The sequence below is a fragment of the Thermoactinomyces sp. CICC 10523 genome, assembly GCF_016055105.1.
GTDB classification, from domain to species: domain Bacteria; phylum Bacillota; class Bacilli; order Thermoactinomycetales; family Thermoactinomycetaceae; genus Thermoactinomyces_A; species Thermoactinomyces_A daqus.
Genome location: NZ_JAECVX010000011.1, coordinates 79,493 through 99,389 on the forward strand (window position 1 = coordinate 79,493; position 19,897 = coordinate 99,389).

A 19,897-nucleotide genomic window follows, 5' to 3' on the forward strand; every position below is an offset into this window, starting at 1 on the left:
CAGCAACAAGGCGGGCAAGTTGATCCCATCGCTGCCCATGGCCCTTCGAGCCCCCCTTCCAAGTATTTCATACTTCCACCTGCATCCGCCACAATTACGCGACATTTTATGACAAGATTTCTCCCGACTCCCTCAAATTTTACGTAAGATAATCTGACAACCATTTAGAAAAATGTCAAAAAAGCTGCTAAAATCATGACATAAAGGGGGCGGATACCGTGTCATTAAAAGACCGAAAAGTGATCAATATCGGAACCGTCAGTGAATTAACCGGGTTATCCATCCGGCAAATCCGTTACTATGAGGAACGACAGCTGATTTTTCCGGAGAGAACCAAAGGCGGCACACGTAAATACTCCTTTTCCGACGTCGAAAAATTAATGGATATCGCAAATAAAATGGAAGACGGCTGGCAATCTCATGAGATCAGAAAAATGGAAGAAAAAAAGTTAAAAGATCCCAAACTCCGGCACAAAATGATCGAGGGACAGCTAAATGCCGCCTTTGGCATGAAAAACTACAATTACTCCAAGTGAAGGCCTGCTTCATAGGCCCGAACATTCCCGCAGCGGCAGGGATGCCTCAAGCAATCCCTTCGTCCGCTTTCCGTTTGAATAGAAAATCCCCCAGGGCCATCTGCGCCTGGGGGCTCCTTTTTCTTTGATTCAGAACAGTTTCATGATCTGGCTGAGGATGAGACCGACCACGCCGAAATCGGCATCGCCAAATGTGGTTCCCTGAAAGCCGAGTTCCCCGAGAGCCGGAAGCAGCAGGGCAGGCAAGAAGCTGATAATGAGACCATTGGCAAAGGCGCCGAAAATCGCCCCGCGGCGTCCGCCCGTCGCATTGCCGAACACACCGGCAGTCGCTCCGGTAAAGAAATGGGGCACCAACCCCGGCACGATCACTTTCAGTCCAACCAGCGGCAAGAGGAACATGCTGATCAGTCCGGCCACAAAGCTGGATAAAAATCCGATGATCACCGCATTGGGCGCAAACGGGAACACCGTCGGACAATCAAGGGCAGGCTTGGCATCCGGCACCAGTTTGTCGGCAATCCCCTTGAACGCCGGGACAATCTCCGCGATGAGCATCCGCACCCCGGCCAGAACCACATAAACACCAGCGGCAAACGTAATCGCCTGAATAATGGAATAGACGAGATAATTTTGTCCTCCGGAAAGCTCTTTTTGAATATAAGCAGGCCCGGCAAAGAGGGCGACAATCAAAAACAAAATCGTCATCGTCAAGGATACGGCAACAGAGGTATCCCGCAAAAAGCTGAGCTGTTTGGGCACTTTGATCGATTCGGTGGACTTCTCTTTGTTACCCGTCAGTTGCCCCACCAGACCGGCGACAAAATAGCCAAAAGAACCGAAATGGCCGATTGCAAAATCATCCGTGCCCGTAATTTTCCGCACATAAGGATGAAGGATCGCCGGGGAAACCACCATCAAAATCCCCAGGATCACGGACCCGACGGTGACCAGTAAAGCTCCGTGCAAGCCCCCGGTGGATAAAATGACGGCAAGCAAGCAGGCCATGAACAAGGTGTGATGCCCGGTCAGGAATACGAATTTCAAGCGCGTAAAACGGGCGAGAATGAGGTTGACCACCATCCCGAACACCATGATCAAAGCGGTGGAGGTGCCGAATGTGCTTTGCGCCACAGCCACAATCGCCTCGTTGTTGGGAATCACGCCCGAGATGGAAAATCCGCGGTTCAGCATCTTTCCAAAAACATCGAGGGAGCCGATAATCACATTGGCACCGGCACCGATCAGAATAAACCCGAGAACGGTCTTCAGCGTTCCCGAAATGATTTGCGCCAGCCCTTTCTTCTGCAGGAGCAGGCCGATCAGAGCAAAAATCCCTACCAGAATTGAAGGGGTTCCCAGGATATCAACGATCACTTGCAAAAACTTCATTTTCATCCCCAACTTCCTTTATTTGGATCGGACAGCTCTACTCATAGGTGCGAGGCGAGCTTCTCTTTGATCTCCTCGAGATTCATCACATTTTCCAACGCCACAATCGTGCGCGTGCCGTCGTCCAACTGGGAGATGATGTCCTGCGCCCCAAGATAGATATCCGCCTTTTCGGTGCGGGCGGTCGCCAAATCGGTGTGCTCCACCTCCGCCTCCTTACCCAGTTCACCCAACGCCTTCTTCACGTTTAATTCCATAATAAAGCTGCTGCCAAGTCCATTACCGCATACGACCAAGATTCTCATCTTTGCATATCCCCTTTTGAGTAATGATTGATCATATTCATCACTTCTTCCGTCGTCTCCGCCTGAATGAGGCGTTCAATTTCCTCTTCTTTTGCCAGCAGCTCCGACAGCTGGGCCAGTGCCAGCAAATGCGATTCATTGTCGGCAGCGGCCAGCACAAAGATCAAATGAACGGCTTTATTTTGCGGAAAAAGAACCGCTTCTCTCAACCGCAAAAAACTCATCGACAACTGGTTTACCCCATGTTCGGGACGAGCGTGCGGAATCGCCACTTTGGGCGCAAGCACCACATACGGCCCCAACTGGTTAATCGACTCAATCATGGCTGTCACATAACGCTCTTCAATCGAACCGCTGTCGATGAGAGGCTTAGCCGCCAGGCGGATCGCCTCTTTCCAATCAGCTGCCCGCGTGCGCAACTGAATGGTCTGTTCTGTGATTAACTCGTTCAACATCGGTTTCTTACTCTCCTTTTTAAATGGAGGAGTGAAATGGTTTGGCGCAAAAAGCGAGGCCAACGCTTTGGACAAACCGGCCCGGTCATGGATATCGGCATACTGCTCTATCACATCCATAACCTTAACCAATTGCTCCCGGTTTGCAGGAAAGCCATAAATTTCTCTCGATACTTCGCTACGCAACCGGGCCTTCTCTTCCCAGCTCAAAATCGGTTTCACAATAAAAAACTTGCAATCGGTTCGCAAATAGACGGTGGAAAAAACGATGTCACACTTGATTCGTCCGGAAAAAAACTGCCTTACAGTCAGGACATCGAGAAACAGAATATCCGGAAAGAGTTCACGCAGCACATGCGTCAGCAAATTGGAAATAGCAATACCGTTGGGACACACCACCACCGCTTTGGGCCTGCTGGTCAGTTCAAGCCCCTGTCGCCTCAGCCATCCGCCAAAATGCATGGTAAAATAAGCCATTTCTCCTTCGGGAACGGGCTTGCCCACCCGGTTTTGAAAAGGAATCACGCATTTTTTCACCAAATAGTGCAATGCTTCGTTTTCGCGCAAAATCACATCAAGCAGGGGATTTTGCATTTCGAGATCGTATTTGATCCGGTAATAAGCCGAATACAGATGCATCGCGATCAGCGAAGCCAGGTGATCTTTCTCGGCCAGACTGATACATGCGATACGTTCAAATTCCCCGACCATGGCTGCGGCGATCTCTTGCATCGGTTTTTCCTTTTGGGAAAAAACATTGGTCACGAGCAATTGGAAGGCGATATAGGCTTGTTCGGTTCGGAAGGCTTCTTCCGACAGCCCGTCCGGTGCCAATTCACCGAGAAGATGCCGGCTCACCCGGTATTCTTCAGTCCGGGCAATTTCCTCCCATTCCGCCTCATCCCAGCAGATCAGGCATTTCCGTTCCAGCCGCTTCCCCAAAAACTGAAGCATATAGGTGAGTTGCAGCAAATGCTCATCCGTATAGCGAACTTGCAGATCGCGTTCCACTCTCTCCAAACAGGATCGCACACCGGAATACGGAACTTCCCGGTCTTGCTCCAACACTTTTGTCAGCAAAACTTCTCCATTTTTTTGCTCCAATGCATGCAAAACCAGCCATCGCATCAGTTTGCGCTGCTGCCACTCCGGTCCGGTCAGAAGGTAGCCCTCCATCCTTGAATAGATCAGATCGACACCCGCCTGAGCGGCGATCCGTTTTGCTTCTTTGATATCGGACAAAGCCGTGTTGCGGCTCACTTGCAGAAAACTGCTGGCATGAATCAGCGACCAAGTTTCCTTGGTGGTGAGAAGCGACAACAGGATCAACCGGGCTCTCTCCCTGCTTGACCAAACATACTCTTCTCTCTGAACCGGTGAAAGCATGCTTTGCACTTTTTCCTTCAACACCGGTGGAAACACGAATCCCTCCCGGCGTCGGTATTCGATTTCCGGCAGCTTTTCACAGGTCAGCCAGGCATTGATCTTGTCCAGAGCATAAGCGAGTTGTCTGCGCGACAGACGAAGATTCTGTTGCAATTGATTCCATGAACTGTCCGGTCTCGTCACGATCTCCTGAAGCAGTTTCAGGCAGCGTTCATCCAGTAGCATGACCCATCCCCTTCTTTCCTTTAGTATAAACAGAGAATTTTCGTTTTTGTAACCGTTTCCATCACAAATATTGTAAATCGCTTTGTACAAATGTGGGATGATCGACAAAAAAAGACACCGCAGACTGAAGCAAGCGGTGTCTTTTCTTTACCCTTTGAGCGATCCGGCCAACAAACCGCGGATAAAGTATTTGCCGAGAAAAATATAAACGAGCAGCGTCGGGAGCGCGGCCATCAGCGCCCCGGCCATCTGGATATTCCACTGGACGATCTGGCTTCCGGAAAGATTTTGCAACGCCACCATGATCGGCTGCTGTGAAGTGTTGGTGATGGTGATCGCAAACAGGAATTCGTTCCAAATCTGCGTAAATTGCCAGATGCCGACAACCACGAATCCGGAAATGGACAACGGGAGAATGATCCGCCGGTAAATGCCCCAAATGCCGTTTCCGTCAAGTTGGGCCGCTTCGACCACCTCCCTTGGGATATTGGCATAGAAATTGCGAAAAATAAGCGTCGTGATGGGGATGCCGTATACGACATGGACAAGGATCAATCCCGGAATGGTATTGTAAAGCTGGATTTTCTGCAAAAATTGGATCAAGGGGATCAAAATGCTTTGATAAGGAATAAACATTCCGAACAAGATGAGCGCAAACAGCGTGTTGGAACCGGTAAACTGCCATTTGGACAGGATATATCCGTTGAGCGATCCGAGCAGTGCCGACAAGATCGTGGCCGGAATGACCAGGTAAAGCGTGTTGAGCAAATGGGGCTCCAATTTTTCAAACGCGATCCCGTAACTGGTCAGGTCGATTCTCGAGGGCAGTTCCCACATCTGAGCCAGCGTCGCTTCACTGACCGGCTTGAGACTGGTCGTCACCATCACATAGACAGGCAGCAGAAAAAAGACTGAGAGCAAAATGAGAATACCGTTGCTGAAAAATGGGGCGATGCGGTTTCGGATCACAAGCTCTCCTCCTTCCGAAAGGTAAGAACCAGATAGGGAATAATCAGAAGGGAAACGAGAACCAGCATGATTACGGCGATCGCCGCTCCTTGCGCATAATGACTTCCTTTGAATGTCGTCTCCACCATATATAGCCCGGGCATGTCAGTGACAAAGGCGGCACCAGGTCCCGTCATGGCATAAACCAGATCGAAAATTTTCAGGGATATGTGCCCCAGAATAATGATGGCACTGAATGTGATTGGTTTTAAAGCCGGTAACAGGATATAGCGGAAAACCTGCCATTCCGTTGCTCCGTCCACTCGCGCAGCCTCTTTCAGTTCATCAGAAATCGAGCGCAATCCAGATAAAAACATCGCCATGGTAAACCCGGACAATTGCCAGGCCGCCGCAATAATGACTGCGATCAGCGCCAGGGGCAGACCGGCGTGAAGCTGGCCGAGATGCAGATCGGGGACCACTTTTGTCTGCACGTACCAAAGCGGCGGATCATCGACGCCCAACTGTTTCAAAATCAGGTTGATGCCGGTGCTGGGGTTGAAAATCCATTGCCATACAACCCCTGTCACGATAAAAGACAAGGCCATCGGAAACAGAAAGATATTGCGAAACAGGGTTTCCCCTTTTCGCTTGCGATCAAGCAATACCGCCAAAAACAGGCCCAGGCAAATGCAGACGGCCATAAACAGAAGGGTAAACACAACCGTATTCCGCAGATCAGACTGAAAGCGAAAATCGGCAAACAGAAAGCGGTAATTGGCTAAGCCGGCAAAACTGAGATCCTTGAGGAACGTATTCCATTTCGTAAGGGAAATATAACCGGTCCACGCGATAAATCCATAGACAAAGACAAAAATCGCGATCAGCGAAGGGAGCACAAACAAAAAGGAAATCCATTTCTCCCTGTGCCGCCCTTTCTTCACTGTCGAAACCGTTTGTGCTTCGGCCAAAGCGATCGCCTCCTTTGAAAAAGATCAGGCGGCAGAACCAACTGCCACCTGAAACGATCTTGTTATTTTGTCGCCAGATTTGCCGTTGCATCTTGTTTCATCATCTGGATCGCCTGATCGACATTCCCTTGGGTGACAAATGTATTGATGATTTGGTTAAACTGCGTCACAAAGCCTTCCGGAGCGGCCGAACCGTGGGCGAGACTCGGAACCAGAGTGGACGAGCGAAAATCCTGCATTGTTTGTTTTCCGTAGACATCATACTTGCCCGGGTCCGCATCCAGCCGGGCGGGAATCGATCCTTTCAGCGGATTAAAGGCATCCTGCCCTTCAACCGAACCCAGCACGGCCAAAAATTTCCTTGTCGCCTCGGGATGTTTGATCCCTTTGGGCAATCCAAACGTGTCCGTTATAACGACGAACGTTTTATCCGTACCCGGGAACGGAGCCCAGGCGAAATCCTGGTTTGGCTTCAATTTCAGGTCATTCGTCAGGTAGCCTTTGGCCCAATCCCCCATCACATTCATCGCTGCTTCGCCTTTGCCCACCAATTGCGTGGCATCCTGCCAGTTTCTGGCCGCATGATCCTGATTGGTATACGAAAGCATCTTTTTAAAGGTAACGAGGGAATCTTTTACACGCGGGTCATCAAAAGATACCTGCCCTTTCCACAACTTGTCGTAATCGTCAGGCCCCAGTTTCCCCAGCAGAATATTTTCAAAAAGCTGCGTTGCTGTCCACGGTTCCTTATCCCCGAGAGAAAGCGGAGTCACTCCCTTGGATTTCAGCGTATCCGCCACCTTGAAGAACTCATCAAACGTCGCCGGCGGTTTCAGACCGTATTGGTCAAAGATCTTCTTGTTGTACCAGAGGACATTTCCCCGGTGAATATCGACCGGAACCGAATAAATCTTTCCGTCTTTGCTCACCAGATCAATCAACGCCTTGGGGAATTTGTCCTTCCAACCTTGCTCTGCATAAAAATCGTTAAGCGGTTCCATTTTGTCCGCTGCCACCCAGCTGTCGTTCAGCTCAGCACCGCCGTGAACCTGGAAAGTATCTGGCGGGTCGTTTCCCTGCATCCGCGTCGCCAGCACGGTTTTGGCATTGGTTCCCGCCCCGCCGGCGACCGCGGCATTAATGACCTCAATTTCGGGATTCTTCTTTTTGAAAAGGGCGATCAGTGCCTTCAAACCGTCTTCTTCACCGGCTCCTGTCCACCAACTGAAGATTTCCACCTGATTTTTATTGGCGGCATTGGATCCCGAAGAAGCCGAATCGGAACTGCATCCCGTCATGAGAACGAGCAACATGCCTGCCATCAGACAAGAGAACAAGGCGCGACCATTTAATTTCAAGCCCAAGCCCCCCTCTGGATCCAGAGTTGTATTAACATACTGAAACTAAATAAAATTAAGAAACCATCTGCTATTTGTAGTATAGCAATGAAAAGACCGTTTGAATAGACTAATATTTCAGATTAAAATATTTTGTCCTGTTCTTCATTTTTAATGTGTAACCGGATGAAATCATTTTTCCCGGTCTCCCCCCCATATCGGGTCGTGCGTTCTCCGATCGCAACTCATCAATACTCTTATGTGTTATTCACAAAAAATCAATCATTTATTAACTAAATATTGACATAAAGTTAAATAAAGTTATATAATTAATTTGTTAGTTAGTGCTCACTAACATCCAGGCTTTGTCAAGGAGGATGTTACAAACACCGATGACGACGACGGAAGAGAAAATCCTGACAGCGGCCATTGAGCTGATGGCGGAAAAAGGCTATCAAGCGGTCACCACCAAAGAAATTGCCAAGGCAGCAAATGTCAGTGAAATGACATTGTTCCGTCATTTCGGCTCCAAAATGAACCTCTTGGAGGCGGCCGTTGAGCGCTTTTCCATTATCGTGCCCCTTTGGCAAACGGTGGAGAAACAGATCTCCTGGAATCTCGAAGCCGATCTTCTTCTGATCGCACAACTGTACCAGTCACTCATCAGGCAAAACAAAAAGGCATTTACCGTCTTGTACAAAGAAAGCAAACATTTTCCCCATCTCAAGGAAAAAGTGATGTATAAAAACCCCGTTAGCCTGAAAAATCATCTCGTTGAATATTTCCGGGAAATGCAAGCGCGCGGACAAATGATCGACGTCAACCCGGAAGTGCCCGCGGTCGGGTTTCTCTATATGAATTTGAACGCTGTTTTGGGAATCAATGATCTACTCAGCCAACTGGATGAAAGTGAGTTCATCTTGCAGGCCGTTCGCATTTTCGCCCGTGGCCTGAAAGCTTAGGGACCTGAACGTAAACCACAGAGAGAAAAAAGGGGAGATGTGTTGATGTTCACCATCCCGTTTGAAACTGCACTCCAATATGAGGGCGCAACAGGGGCAAAAGCGAAAAACCTGTCCATCCTGGCAAACCACCAGTTGCCGGTTCCCGATGGTTTCGTGGTCACTGCAGAGGCACTTTCGCGTACGCTCGCCGCCAACCGAATCAGCCTGGATGATGCGCAGGGTCTGTCAGAGAAGCTGACGACAGCCGTGATTCCCGATGAAGTAAAAGAGGAGATCAAAGCCCGGTTTGAGCATTTGCGGAAATCGTTTGCCGCAGTGGCCGTGCGTTCCTCTTCCGCGGCAGAGGATCTGGAAGATGCCTCATTTGCCGGACAGTACGAAACCTTTCTCAATGTAACGGCATTTGAAGACCTACTGAACAAATTGCGGCATTGCTGGGCATCCATGTTTTCAGAACAGGTTCTTTCCTATCTGAAGAAAATGAACATCTCCCTCTCCGATCTGGCGATGGGCGTCGTGGTACAGGGTCTGGTGTATTCTGATGTCTCCGGTGTCATCTTCACAGCCAATCCCATCAGCAAGAATCCGCATGAAGTGGTGATCAACGCCAGCTACGGTCTGGGTGAGGCGATCGTGTCCGGAATGGCGACCCCCGATCAGTTCGTGATCGATAAAAAAAGCGGCAACCTGAAAAAAGAGCCGGGGTTGAAAGAAGTGAAAATTCTCGCCGGCCCCTCAGGAACCCGGACGGTGGAGACAACGGAAACGGAACGGCAGCAGTTTTGCCTGACCGATGCCCAAGTGCGGTCACTGGCTGACATCGCCCGGAGGGTGGAAGAAATTTATCAGCACCCGGTCGATTTGGAATTTGGCATCGAACAGGGCAAGATTTACCTGCTCCAGGCCCGGCCGATCACCACGGCCATCTCCGATTTCCAATGGTCGATTCTGCTGAACGAAGAGGACAAAAAAGATCAGTTCTGGTTTTATGATGAAACCCACTTTGATGGCCCAAAAAGCCCGCTTTTCACTTCTTTCATGGTTCCCGCCTTTGTCCACGGATTTCATGCCGGCTTTAGCAAGTTTAAGTTTCCGGTCGGCAAAAGCCGCATCAAATCGCATCTGAGTCACATCTACATGTCGATTGAACCGTTCCGCGGCAACATAAAAGAACGTTTGGCTCAACATCAGGAAATCGTCCGTCCGTTGCTCCCCAATGTCAAACAGTATCTGGCTGACCGGGTCAATCAGGTACTGATGCCGATTTACCGTCAATTGGATCAGGACAGCCACAGAGAGCTGGAACTGGATGAAGCACGGGAAAAAGTGGCCGATCTGTTCCGCTTTTACCAAAAAGCCTGGGAAGTGCACTTTGAAGTGGTCGCACCACCCTCAGCCGTAAACAGGATGTTGGAGAACCTTTATCAACAATTGACCGGGAAAAAGGATCCCATTTTCCTTCAAGAATTACTGGTTGGTGTCATGAACAAATCGCTGGAAACCGACCGGGAGCTTTGGAAACTGGCAGAGCAGGCAAAACAGGATCCAGAAGTGTTGGCAGCTTTGCAGGAAGAGACAGCAGACCGGGTTACGGAACGACTCGCCAGAAGCGATGCCGGCCAACGCTTTTTGCGCGAACTGCAACGGATGCTGGAAACATACGGATACCGCAAAGACAATACCCATGAATTCCTGGGGAAAACCTGGATTGAAGACCTGTCACTCCCACTGAGCCGTATTCAAACCTATTTGCAAAACGGATATCATTTTGCAGATGAGCATGCCCGGATCGTGAAGTCACGCACTCAAAAATACGAAGCATTTCTCGACTCTTTGCCGGAGAGCGAGCTGAAAAGCCGGTTTATGGAGGTCTACCAATGGGCGCTGGACGCGGCGACGATCCGCGATGACCACCACTTTTACATCGATGCCATGCTCTCCGCCAAATCACGCCTGTTCCTGCTGAACGTGGGCAATACCCTCACCAGGCACGGAGTGATAAACGAAAAAGAAGATATTTTCTTCCTCTACTATGATGAATTGCTGAAATTAATGGAAAAACCGCAGGATTCTTCAGGATTGATTGCAGAGCGCAAAGCGGAATTTGCAAGGAACCAAAATCGGATCATTCCGACCCATTTCGGCAAACCTTCGCCTGAATTGTTGTCCAATCCGCAAATTGCCCAAGTCCATGGTTTGCGCAATGTGGAAGAAAAAGATGAAGACCGGGAACTCAAAGGGTTTGCCGCATCTCCGGGCACTTTTACCGGCAAGGTGAGGGTGATCCGCAGTGAAGCAGAGTTTGGCAGACTGAAAAAAGGGGAAATCCTTGTCTGCAAAACGACAACGCCGACATGGACCATCCTCTTTACGGTGGCGGCGGCTGTTGTCACCGATGCAGGGGGCATCCTCTCCCATTCGGGAATCATTGCCCGTGAATACAACCTGCCTGCTGTCGTCGGTACCCGGAACGCGACCTCAAAGCTGAAAGACGGCGATACGGTCACCGTTGATGGAAGCAGCGGGACGGTGACGATCCATGACTAAGGGCAAGGAACTCCTTTTAATTGTATCGTTGTTGGTGGGGACGATTATGGTCCCCATCAATTCCACCATGATCGCCGTCGGTTTGTCGGCCATCTCCGCCTTTTTTCATGAGAGTTTAACCTCCATCTCCTGGGTGGTCACCATTTACCTGATCGTTATGGCCGTGACCCAGCCGATCGCCGGGAAGCTGGGTGATCTCTACGGTAACCGCCGCATCTACATGTGGGGACTCGCCCTGTTGTTTTTCGGTTCCATCGCCTGTGCCTTTTCGTTCAACCTGCCCTGGCTGATCGCTTTCCGATCGATTCAGGCAATCGGCGGCGCACTGGCCACTCCAAATGCCAGCGCCATCATTCGCCATGCCGTATCCAAAGAGCGCATGGCCAAAGTGTTCGGGCTGTTTGGAATGGGCATGGGGCTGGGGGCGGCGATCGGACCGTTGCTGGGTTCCACCCTGATCAGCTTGTGGGGGTGGAAGTCGATTTTTTGGGTCAATGTGCCTTTTCTCATCTTCGCCATCGCCACCACATGGTTCGTTCTGCCGAAAAGCGAGGTGCGCAAAAAAGCAGAACTCGACTGGCCCGGTTCCCTTTATCTGGCCGTCAGTTTTGCCATGTTGATTTTGCTGACTCATCCGCAAACGGTTCCGGGCTATATCGTGCTGGGGGTTCTGTTCGCCATCTTCGCCGCTTTATTCGTATATCGGGAGCTGCATGCCCCCTATCCTTTGATTCAGTTTTCACTGTTTAAAGACAGCACGTTCACCAGTGCCAATCTTTCCATTTTGCTCAGCAATTTTGTGATGTACGCCACTTTATTGGCCATGCCCCTCATTCTGGAATCCCACTACCACCTCTCAACCCAGAAGGTGGGACTGGTCATGTTTGTTTTCTCCATTTCCATGTCTGCCGCGGGATGGATCGGCGGACAGCTGACAGCCCGGTGGGGGAACCGCAAGATGATCGCACTGACCTTTGCAATCTCCGTGTTTGCCAGCGCGCTTTATTGGTTCCTTCATCTATCAACGTCAATCCCTTATCTCCTCTTCGCCTTGATCGCGGGGGGATTGGCCGGCGGACTCGGCAACTCCGCCATGCAGACGGCATCTCTGCAATCGGTGAGCAAAGAATTGTCGGGGACGGCCTCAGGCATTTTTTCCACGTTCCGTTATTTTGGCAGTATGATATCATCGACTCTGGTCAGTCTGTTGGTGGGCCAAGCATCATTGTTCGTCATTTTGCTGGCAGTATCGGCAGCAGGGATTTTCATTTCCAGAGGCATCAAGTTGGAATGGGAATCCAAACCGGCAACCCGGCTGGAGGCAAAATAACGGGAATTTCCCTGAATTACACTTAAGAAAGGGTGAAGCAGGTTGCCTGACTTTCGTCAATCATCAACAAGGCAGAAAACGCTGCTTCGCCCCACCACACGCGATAATTGAAAAAAACAAACTTTCACGGAAAGGAGCAAAAGATGGAAGCTGTAGCCAAACAATTGGAACCCGCAAAAAAAGAGCATAAAAAACTGCCCTTTGCCAACATGGTAAAGCGGATTATCTTGATTTTGGCAGGCGCTGCTCTTGTCTCTGTCGGATTGGAAATTTTTCTGGTGCCCAACCACGTCATTGACGGCGGGATTACCGGCATCTCGATTATTCTGTCACACCTCACCGGACTTAATTTGGGTGTTTTGCTCTTCACTCTCAATCTTCCGTTTTTCTTTCTCGGCTATAAACAAATCGGAAAAACGTTTGCCATTTCCACGTTAATCGGCGTCGTCGCAATGTCAGTCGGAACCAACCTGCTTCATCCCGTTCCCGGACTGACCAAAGATCCGTTGCTGGCCGCGGTATTCGGAGGAATCATCCTCGGAGCCGGTGTGGGCATGGTGATCCGCTATGGCGGCTCTTTGGACGGGACGGAAATTCTGGCTATTTTATTCAACAAGCGAATTCCACTGTCTGTCGGCCAAACAGTGATGTTCTTCAACCTGTTCATTCTCGGGAGCGCCGGATTCGTCTTCGGGTGGGACCGGGCGATGTACTCCTTGATGGCTTATTTTATCGCCTTCAAAACGATTGACATTACCATTGAAGGCTTTAATGAAACCAAATCGGTCTGGATTATCAGCGACTATCCGGAAGAGCTGGGAAAAGTGATTTTATACCGGCTGGGGAGGGGGGTCACTTATTTGAGCGGCGAGGGAGCCTATACAGGCGATGCGAAAAAAGTGATCTTCTGTGTGATCTCCCGTCTGGAAGAGGCGAAACTGAAATCGATTGTGGAAGAAATTGATCCCCAGGCATTCCTGGCGATCGGCAATATCCACGACATCCAGGGCGGTCGCTTCAAGAAACGGGATATTCACTGAGGTTACCGCCATCGCCTCTTCTTCCCGGGGGCTCTGCATCCATTTGCATGCCGGACATTCTCTGATCTCCAAGGAGTTGATTTCCCATGAAACGATCCGCTTATCTCGAACGGATCGGGATCAAAGCCGTAAAACATCCTGACCGGGCATTCCTGTCGCTTCTTCAGGAGAATCATCTGCTACACGTTCCCTTTGAAAACCTGGACATCCCGCTGAACCGACCCATTCGCATATCTTTGCCCGCTTTTTACAAAAAGATCGTGGAACAACGTCGCGGCGGTTTTTGCTATGAACTGAACGGCTTGTTTGACTGGCTGCTGCGGGAGTGCGGATTTGTCACCTCACGGATCTCTGCGCGCGTGCGGAATCCGGACGGTTCTTATGGCCGGGAATTCGATCATTTGACTCTGCTGGTTCATCTGGATCAGCCCTATTTAGTCGATGTCGGCTTCGGGAACAGCTGCCGGCTTCCGCTCCCGCTCACTGGTGAGGAAGTGGAAGACATCAGCGGCCGGTACCGCATCATTCCCGACCAAATCCGGGATCACTATCTCCTGCAAAGACAGGAGAATGGCGATTGGTCCACACAGTTCCGGTTTACGACCCAGTCGTATGAGCTGGACGCATTCACCGAGATGTGCGAATACCATCAAACTTCGCCCTCTTCCAATTTCACACAGAGAGCGATGTGCACCATTGCCACCAGGGACGGCCGAATCACCCTCACTTCCAACTTTTTGACGATCACCCGGAACGGACAGCAACAAAAGTTTCCCATCTCGTCCCGGCAACAGTTTGATGAAGAGCTCCTGCGTTATTTCGGCATCCGGGTATGAGTCTCATATCTGACCACATACCCGGATCATGATCGATTTTCTTCCCGGCGCAACTCTTCCCTGACTTCCATCAAAATCTGCCCGAGCATATTTTTGCCGCTTCCGTCTGCTCCGCAACCCCAATAATAATCAACGGGTGAATTTTCCACAATCCCCCGGTTGCCGGTGGAGAGCAAAATCGCCCGAATGTCATGATGGCTTTTAAACTTTTGCAACACCGCTTTTCGCATCACTTCATCTTTCACCAATTCCCAATCTTGGCGCAGGGGCAGACGGCGATCCCGGCCCATGGTCGCAGCGTCCTTCGGGCTTTTTATCAGGCGAATCTCCTCTTCATAGGGGGTTCCCGCAAACTTTTGCGCTTGAAAATAATGTTCACTGGTGGGCCACCATTTTCCGTCCAGCATGAAACCATGCGCCGAAAAATTGGAGAAACAACCATATGGTTCATTCACTCTATAAAAATAAATGGTCACCGAGGTTCACCTTCCTGCCCGTAAATATTCCCAATCAATAAAAATCTAGAATTATATCATAACATAATTTTTTAAATAGATATACACTTCCATCTCCTCTTTCCCATCGCCTGTCAACCAAAAAACACCCCCTTCAATCAGTTTTCCAGGGCGTGTCCGGTGAATGACGATCCGTCCGAATTCATCGGCTCTGCTGTCCAAATATGACTTATCCTCCTCCGGTTCAACTACGCTCAAAAAGGGACGGACTTCTCCTCTGGGGTGTTATCTCAAACCTTATGAATCACGCAATCATAAATTATGGTAAATCCACTCGAAAGGGGAGAGAAAATGGCTACTTTTTATGAAGCACTGATACACAAGAACAGACTTGCCCCCATGATCATGAAACGGCCCGAAGTAATAGGAATCGGAGTAGGATACGCCAATCCGAAGGTTCCCTCCCAAGGTGCTTGTCTCAATCTATATACCTGCAAAAACTTATCCGCCTCCATTCACTCTTCGTTGCAATCAGCAATAATGAAAGCGATCAGAAAAAATTCCGCCGTGCCTGTGCGAATCATTCAAAGAGGACGCTGCACCACACATCATCCACGATTTCGCAAATCATCCGCCCTCCCGAGTTGGCAAAGCCGCCTTCGTCCCGTGCCCGGGGGAGCCAGTATTGGCAATGCCGATGGGACAGGGACAGCCGGAGTGATAGTATCCGCGTTTTCCAAATACCCCCAACTGTATATTTTGAGTAATAATCATGTTCTCACTCACTACAATACCAATCAGTTCAGTGAAACGATTCAGCCGGGACCTTCCGATGGCGGGAAGCTCAGAAGGGATCGGATCGGACGAGCATTTTTATATGTTCCTTTCAATCGAAACGGGGTAAATTATATCGATGCTGCCCTCTCCATTCCGGATCGCAATGATCTCCTGGACCCCAGATACCTTTCGGGAGAATCAGGTCAGCGAATGGCATTGCCGGGCCATCTGATCAGTTATAAAGTGGGGGAACGCTTTAAAAAAACAGGGAGAACGTCGGGGATGGTCAGGGGAATCGTTGAGTCGATCCATACCGATATCAAAGTGCTCTACTATCTGCCTGAGGAAACCACATTTTATTACCGCAACCAAACGATTGTTACCGGGAGCAAACCCAGCGCTCTTCCGGGTGATTCCGGTTCTGTCTGGCTGCGGGATCGGGACAACTTTGCTGCCGCGGTCCTTTTGGCCGGAACGGACGATGGAATCATGTCCGTCAATTACCCAATTCACTGGGCTGTCCAGGCTTTAAAAATCAGAATCGCCCGTCCTTCAGGCCTGGGGAAAGCAACAAGCCCCCCTCCCAATCATAACTTTGCCTACGTTCAACCTCTCAACCCCGTGGAATTGGAGCAGATTCGTGTGCTGAAAGTAAAAGATCGGGGCATTCCATCGTCTCTACCAATCCGGAGAGCCTAAAAAAATAGAATTGGTTTTTGGCACAAACTATCATCCTCTTTTCTTCATATCATAGAGTGTAAATTTCAAAAGGAGTGATGAGATGTTGAAAAAATTATCCGCAGAAAGCAAAGCTGTTCCGAAGAGAAAATTGAGAGCGGCACAAGGGACGGTTGCGAATCCGACGGGTGTCTACACCTCTGATGACGGCGGCCGTTATTATGTCCGGCAAATCGGGAACACCATTTGGTGGGCTGGACTGGGGAACGGAGGAACTGGAGATAACTTTACGAATGTCTTTCGCGGAACCCGAACCGGAAACGTCGTCAGCGGAACCTGGGTCGATGTTCCGCGGGGAACAAACACCGGGTCTGGTACCTTAAGTTTCCAAATCAGCTTGGATCCGACTACACAGAGAGTCACCTTTACCAGAAGATCTGCAACGGGCGGATTCGGCGCAACCTTCTGGCAATTTGACATTCCGCAGGGATTAAGACGACCGGCAAGAAGAAGAGTCAAAAGAAAAAGATAAACGGCTTTCTCAGAAAGATGCCCGTGTACTGCGGGCATCTTTTCCGTTTTCAAGCAAGACTTCCACACCAGGAAATCAGCAGAGTTATTCATTTATTCGTTCATATTTGTGCCAAAAAACAGAAATGGTCGTTTGGTACAAACCATCATTCTCTTTTTTCATACGATAAATTGACTTTGAAAAAAGGGAGTGATTCCATGTCCACAAGCAGTTTGATTGCCGGAAACAAACTGATTCCCAAGAAAAAAGTGAGAGCAGCACAAGGGACCATCTCCAATCCGACGGGTGTGTACGATTGTGATGATGGCGGCCGTTATTATGTCCGGCAAATCGGGAACACCATTTGGTGGACTGGACTGGGAAATGCCGGAGATGGGGATAACTTTACGAATGTGTTTCGCGGAATCCGAAGCGGCAACGTCGTAAGAGGAACCTGGGTCGATGTCCCACGGGGGGTGACCAGAGGGTCCGGCAACTTAAGTTTCCAAATCAGTGTGGATCCCACCACGCAGAGAGTCACCTTTACCAGAAGATCGGCAACGGGCGGATTCGGCGGCACTTTTTGGCAGTTTGACATTCCGCGGGGATTGCGAAAACCGGCGAGAAAAGGGGTCAAGAAGAAAAAATAACCGGCAGAAAAAAGCAAGACCCGTCATCAAACGGGTCTGCTTCTTTGCTAACTCCTAAAACAGGAATATGTCGGGTGCTGATACTTCTCTTCCGCTCCAGGAACCCCCGGCCAAAAGTTACCGCAGAAAGCACCCATCCCCTTCTGTTTCGGTTCCTGCCGGCTTTTTCAAAGCGCTCCCCGATTTGCCGGCAGCTTTCCCATCTGATCAGCGGGCATTTTTTATGCCGACGGATTCAGCTGATCACATACAGGTCTGAGGAAGACGGCCTGCAATCTTCTTCAATTCTCCCAAGGATGTTTTCGTTTGTGATCCAATTGTGCATCTGGCTTCGCTCCGAGATATTGCCGGGGAATGGCATCTTCTTTTCCGTCCTTTCCGGTCACCCAGTTGGATTTTGGGTTTTCCGGCTTCAGATCCTGATTGCTCTGTTTCCACCAGTCCTCCATTTTCACCCCTCCAACTGCGATGTATGCTTTAAAAATAATTTCTTTTTCCAGTCCATTGTTTCCTTCCGCAAAGGTCACCGCAGAAAAACACTCATCCCTTTCATTCACTCCGCGACCTGCTCATCCCAGACCGGCCCGGAATCGGCCGCTTCGCCCAAGTCCGATTCTTCCGCAACAGCTTCGGTTTTGGAGTTTTCCAGGAAAATCTTCATGCTCTTCAAATTGACGTAAAGGGTATCATCCACTTGAATGTCCAATTCCCGGTACCGTTCGTCACTTACTTCCACCTCAAACAATTCACCGGTATCGGTTCTTTTCAAATTTAAGCGCACAATCGGCCCGACCGGGTTGATATGACGGACAATGGTCGAAATGCTGGTCTTTTCCGATTGCTCGCGGCTGATGCCGATTTCATGGGGTCTGACATAACCCACAGCGGGAACTTCATCCGCATGTGAAATTCCCGGCACGTCCAACTCATGCTCACCCAATTTGATTTTCCCTTGATGAATCCGGCCATGAAACAGATTGACTCTGCCGAGGAATGTGTAGACAAAGGCATTGGCCGGCGAACGGTAAACTTCTTCCGGTGTTCCGACCTGTTCGATCCGTCCCCGATTCATGATAACCACCTGGTCGGCCATCTCCAGCGCTTCCTCCTGGTCGTGGGTGACGAAGACAGTGGTGATCTGCAACTTCTCATGCAATTGTCTCAGCCAACGACGAAGATCTTGTCTCACTTTGGCGTCCAACGCTCCGAACGGTTCATCCAACAGCAGCACTTTGGGTTCAACGGCCAATGCCCGGGCAAGGGCCACCCGTTGCCTCTGTCCGCCGGAAAGTTGGGCCGGATAACGTTTGGCCAATCCCTCCAACTGCACCAGGCGCAGCAATTCCGTCACCCGTTCGTATATCTCTTGTTTGGATGGTCTCTTTTTCCGAGGGCGCACTTTCAATCCGAAAGCGATGTTTTCAAAAATATTCATATGCTGAAAGAGCGCATAGTGCTGAAAGACAAAGCCCACTTTCCGCTCCTGCACCCTGCGGTTGGTATAATCTTCACCGTGAAAGAAAATCTGACCCTGATCCGCCCTCTCCATGCCGGCAATCAACCGGAGCAGTGTGGTTTTGCCTGATCCGGATGGCCCGAGCAGTGCCATCAGTTGACCTGTCGGGATTTTCAGGCTGACATTTTGAACCGCCTGAAAGGAACCGAATGCTTTAGAAACGTTGCGCACCTCAATTCCCATTTCACTGTTCCTCCTCTGCTGCTTCTAACAGGCGTTTCGTCTTCCATTCGCTTAAACTCTTGATGATGAGGGTAATGATCGCCAATACCGCCAATATGGAGGCTACTGCAAAAGCTGCAACAAAATTGTATTCGTTATAAAGAATTTCTACATGAAGAGGGATGGTGTTGGTCATTCCCCGGATATGCCCGGAGACGACAGAAACCGCACCAAACTCGCCCATCGCCCGGGCATTGCACAAAATCACCCCATATAACAGCCCCCATTTTATATTGGGCAAAGTAACGCGCAAAAAGGTTTGCAAACCGCCTGCCCCGAGGGATAAAGCCGTCTCTTCCTCCTGTTTTCCCTGCGCCAGCATGACCGGGATCAATTCTCTGACCACAAAGGGAAACGTTACAAATACAGTCGCCAACACCATGCCGGGAACTGCAAAAATAATTTTGATATCATGCGCTTCCAGCCACGGTCCCAATATCCCCTGCGCACCAAACAGCAACACAAAGATTAATCCCGATATGACGGGGGATACGGCAAAGGGCAGATCAATGAGCGTGATGAGCAGGTTTTTTCCCCTGAACTCAAATTTGGTAATCGCCCAGGCAGCGGCTATTCCAAAAATCGTATTGAGAGAAACGGAAATCGCCGCGACGAGCAAGGTTAAACGGATCGCCGAGAGCGCATCCGCATCCTCAACGGATTCAATGTAAACCAAAATTCCTTTTTTCAGGGCTTCTGAAAAAACGGCAAACAGTGGTACGATGAGAAAAAGGAAAAGAAAAATAAGGGCGGCAAAAATAAGCAAAAAGCGAACCAACGCCGCAGGCTGAACCGGTTTCGGCATATTCCTCCCT

20 protein-coding genes are annotated in these 19,897 nt (G+C 49.9%); 9 read left to right on the forward strand and 11 right to left on the reverse strand.

The genetic code is table 11. The features are described 5' to 3' along the window. Positions 1 to 218 precede the first annotated feature (218 nt). Positions 219 to 536 carry a MerR family transcriptional regulator gene (locus I8U19_RS13525; RefSeq protein ID WP_033101233.1) on the forward strand — a complete coding sequence of 106 codons (318 nt, stop codon included), beginning with the start codon at positions 219 to 221 and terminating at the stop codon, positions 534 to 536. 129 nt (positions 537 to 665) lie between these two features. Here I8U19_RS13525 and I8U19_RS13530 read toward each other — a convergent pair whose 3' ends face one another. From I8U19_RS13530 to I8U19_RS13555, 6 genes are all read right to left on the reverse strand, one after another. Further along, positions 666 to 1,928 (reverse strand): PTS ascorbate transporter subunit IIC, encoded by a 1,263-nt coding sequence (locus I8U19_RS13530; protein ID WP_198056189.1) that lies wholly within the window; start codon positions 1,926 to 1,928, stop codon positions 666 to 668. A 41-nt stretch (positions 1,929 to 1,969) separates the two neighbouring features. Further along, positions 1,970 to 2,233 (reverse strand): PTS sugar transporter subunit IIB, encoded by a 264-nt coding sequence (locus tag I8U19_RS13535; protein ID WP_033101232.1) that lies wholly within the window; start codon positions 2,231 to 2,233, stop codon positions 1,970 to 1,972. After that, complete coding sequence (locus I8U19_RS13540) at positions 2,230 to 4,299, reverse strand: BglG family transcription antiterminator (protein ID WP_198056167.1); 2,070 nt, start codon at positions 4,297 to 4,299, stop codon at positions 2,230 to 2,232. Before I8U19_RS13540 ends, I8U19_RS13535 begins: the two co-directional genes overlap by 4 nt. Positions 4,300 to 4,446: 147 nt before the next feature. After that, the gene (locus tag I8U19_RS13545) at positions 4,447 to 5,268 is read right to left on the reverse strand and encodes a carbohydrate ABC transporter permease (protein ID WP_052154241.1); all 822 of its coding nucleotides are present in this window, start codon (positions 5,266 to 5,268) and stop codon (positions 4,447 to 4,449) included. Next, on the reverse strand, positions 5,265 to 6,218 hold the full coding sequence (locus I8U19_RS13550; RefSeq protein ID WP_232337274.1) for a carbohydrate ABC transporter permease: 954 nt from the start codon (positions 6,216 to 6,218) through the stop codon (positions 5,265 to 5,267). The genes I8U19_RS13545 and I8U19_RS13550 overlap by 4 nt, the downstream gene beginning before the upstream one ends. Positions 6,219 to 6,280: 62 nt before the next feature. Next, a complete protein-coding gene (locus I8U19_RS13555) occupies positions 6,281 to 7,516 on the reverse strand; it encodes an ABC transporter substrate-binding protein (RefSeq protein WP_232331023.1) in 1,236 nt (411 codons plus the stop codon). Positions 7,517 to 7,932: 416 nt separating this feature from the next. Here I8U19_RS13555 and I8U19_RS13560 point away from each other — a divergent pair, with 416 nt between their 5' ends. The 5 genes from I8U19_RS13560 to I8U19_RS13580 all read left to right on the forward strand — a co-directional run bounded on the left by I8U19_RS13560 (position 7,933) and on the right by I8U19_RS13580 (position 14,273). Beyond that, a complete protein-coding gene (locus I8U19_RS13560) occupies positions 7,933 to 8,517 on the forward strand; it encodes a TetR/AcrR family transcriptional regulator (protein WP_198056168.1) in 585 nt (194 codons plus the stop codon). Positions 8,518 to 8,562: 45 nt separating this feature from the next. Continuing rightward, complete coding sequence (locus I8U19_RS13565; protein ID WP_198056169.1) at positions 8,563 to 11,067, forward strand: PEP/pyruvate-binding domain-containing protein; 2,505 nt, start codon at positions 8,563 to 8,565, stop codon at positions 11,065 to 11,067. Further along, entirely contained in the window at positions 11,060 to 12,397 is a 1,338-nt protein-coding gene (locus tag I8U19_RS13570) for an MFS transporter (RefSeq protein WP_198056170.1), read from the forward strand. The genes I8U19_RS13565 and I8U19_RS13570 overlap by 8 nt, the downstream gene beginning before the upstream one ends. A 143-nt stretch (positions 12,398 to 12,540) precedes the next feature. Next, complete coding sequence (locus I8U19_RS13575) at positions 12,541 to 13,437, forward strand: YitT family protein (RefSeq protein ID WP_033101226.1); 897 nt, start codon at positions 12,541 to 12,543, stop codon at positions 13,435 to 13,437. Between the two features lie 86 nt (positions 13,438 to 13,523). Beyond that, entirely contained in the window at positions 13,524 to 14,273 is a 750-nt protein-coding gene (locus tag I8U19_RS13580; RefSeq protein ID WP_033101225.1) for an arylamine N-acetyltransferase family protein, read from the forward strand. A gap of 26 nt (positions 14,274 to 14,299) precedes the next feature. Here the strand turns inward: I8U19_RS13580 and I8U19_RS13585 are convergent, their stop codons facing one another. Together I8U19_RS13585 and I8U19_RS13590 are read right to left on the reverse strand one after the other, a co-directional pair. Further along, on the reverse strand, positions 14,300 to 14,749 hold the full coding sequence (locus I8U19_RS13585; RefSeq protein ID WP_198056171.1) for a riboflavin biosynthesis intermediates N-glycosidase: 450 nt from the start codon (positions 14,747 to 14,749) through the stop codon (positions 14,300 to 14,302). Between the two features lie 51 nt (positions 14,750 to 14,800). After that, positions 14,801 to 14,986, reverse strand: a complete 186-nt coding sequence (locus I8U19_RS13590; protein ID WP_152568559.1) for a hypothetical protein — start codon at positions 14,984 to 14,986, stop codon at positions 14,801 to 14,803. A 93-nt stretch (positions 14,987 to 15,079) separates the two neighbouring features. Between I8U19_RS13590 and I8U19_RS13595 the strand changes: the two genes are divergently transcribed. From I8U19_RS13595 to I8U19_RS13605, 3 genes are all read left to right on the forward strand, one after another. Further along, complete coding sequence (locus tag I8U19_RS13595) at positions 15,080 to 16,204, forward strand: hypothetical protein (protein ID WP_198056172.1); 1,125 nt, start codon at positions 15,080 to 15,082, stop codon at positions 16,202 to 16,204. An 85-nt stretch (positions 16,205 to 16,289) separates the two neighbouring features. Next, a complete protein-coding gene (locus I8U19_RS13600) occupies positions 16,290 to 16,715 on the forward strand; it encodes a hypothetical protein (RefSeq protein ID WP_152568558.1) in 426 nt (141 codons plus the stop codon). A 197-nt stretch (positions 16,716 to 16,912) separates the two neighbouring features. Continuing rightward, complete coding sequence (locus I8U19_RS13605) at positions 16,913 to 17,344, forward strand: hypothetical protein (protein ID WP_152568557.1); 432 nt, start codon at positions 16,913 to 16,915, stop codon at positions 17,342 to 17,344. 281 nt (positions 17,345 to 17,625) lie between these two features. Here I8U19_RS13605 and I8U19_RS13610 read toward each other — a convergent pair whose 3' ends face one another. From I8U19_RS13610 to cysW, 3 genes are read right to left on the reverse strand one after another with little or no spacing between them, the layout of a single operon-like run. Then, complete coding sequence (locus I8U19_RS13610) at positions 17,626 to 17,901, reverse strand: hypothetical protein (protein WP_033101223.1); 276 nt, start codon at positions 17,899 to 17,901, stop codon at positions 17,626 to 17,628. Next, the gene (locus I8U19_RS13615; RefSeq protein ID WP_198056173.1) at positions 17,898 to 19,043 is read right to left on the reverse strand and encodes a sulfate/molybdate ABC transporter ATP-binding protein; all 1,146 of its coding nucleotides are present in this window, start codon (positions 19,041 to 19,043) and stop codon (positions 17,898 to 17,900) included. Before I8U19_RS13615 ends, I8U19_RS13610 begins: the two co-directional genes overlap by 4 nt. A gap of 1 nt (position 19,044) precedes the next feature. After that, on the reverse strand, positions 19,045 to 19,887 hold the full coding sequence (gene cysW, locus I8U19_RS13620) for a sulfate ABC transporter permease subunit CysW (protein ID WP_198056174.1): 843 nt from the start codon (positions 19,885 to 19,887) through the stop codon (positions 19,045 to 19,047). Positions 19,888 to 19,897: the final 10 nt, after the last annotated feature.

What these genes read in the sequence shown, in the direction of transcription:
- I8U19_RS13615 (WP_198056173.1), bottom strand. Translation starts at nt 19,043, where the DNA reads ATGGGAATTGAGGTGCGCAACGTTTCTAAAGCATTCGGTTCCTTTCAG.
- I8U19_RS13575 (WP_033101226.1), top strand. Translation starts at nt 12,541, where the DNA reads ATGGAAGCTGTAGCCAAACAATTGGAACCCGCAAAAAAAGAGCATAAA.
- I8U19_RS13540 (WP_198056167.1), bottom strand. Translation starts at nt 4,299, where the DNA reads ATGCTACTGGATGAACGCTGCCTGAAACTGCTTCAGGAGATCGTGACG.
- I8U19_RS13565 (WP_198056169.1), top strand. Translation starts at nt 8,563, where the DNA reads ATGTTCACCATCCCGTTTGAAACTGCACTCCAATATGAGGGCGCAACA.
- I8U19_RS13530 (WP_198056189.1), bottom strand. Translation starts at nt 1,928, where the DNA reads ATGAAGTTTTTGCAAGTGATCGTTGATATCCTGGGAACCCCTTCAATT.
- I8U19_RS13570 (WP_198056170.1), top strand. Translation starts at nt 11,060, where the DNA reads ATGACTAAGGGCAAGGAACTCCTTTTAATTGTATCGTTGTTGGTGGGG.
- I8U19_RS13595 (WP_198056172.1), top strand. Translation starts at nt 15,080, where the DNA reads ATGGCTACTTTTTATGAAGCACTGATACACAAGAACAGACTTGCCCCC.
- I8U19_RS13580 (WP_033101225.1), top strand. Translation starts at nt 13,524, where the DNA reads ATGAAACGATCCGCTTATCTCGAACGGATCGGGATCAAAGCCGTAAAA.
- I8U19_RS13555 (WP_232331023.1), bottom strand. Translation starts at nt 7,516, where the DNA reads ATGACGGGATGCAGTTCCGATTCGGCTTCTTCGGGATCCAATGCCGCC.
- I8U19_RS13605 (WP_152568557.1), top strand. Translation starts at nt 16,913, where the DNA reads ATGTCCACAAGCAGTTTGATTGCCGGAAACAAACTGATTCCCAAGAAA.
- cysW (WP_198056174.1), bottom strand. Translation starts at nt 19,887, where the DNA reads ATGCCGAAACCGGTTCAGCCTGCGGCGTTGGTTCGCTTTTTGCTTATT.
- I8U19_RS13560 (WP_198056168.1), top strand. Translation starts at nt 7,933, where the DNA reads ATGTTACAAACACCGATGACGACGACGGAAGAGAAAATCCTGACAGCG.
- I8U19_RS13535 (WP_033101232.1), bottom strand. Translation starts at nt 2,233, where the DNA reads ATGAGAATCTTGGTCGTATGCGGTAATGGACTTGGCAGCAGCTTTATT.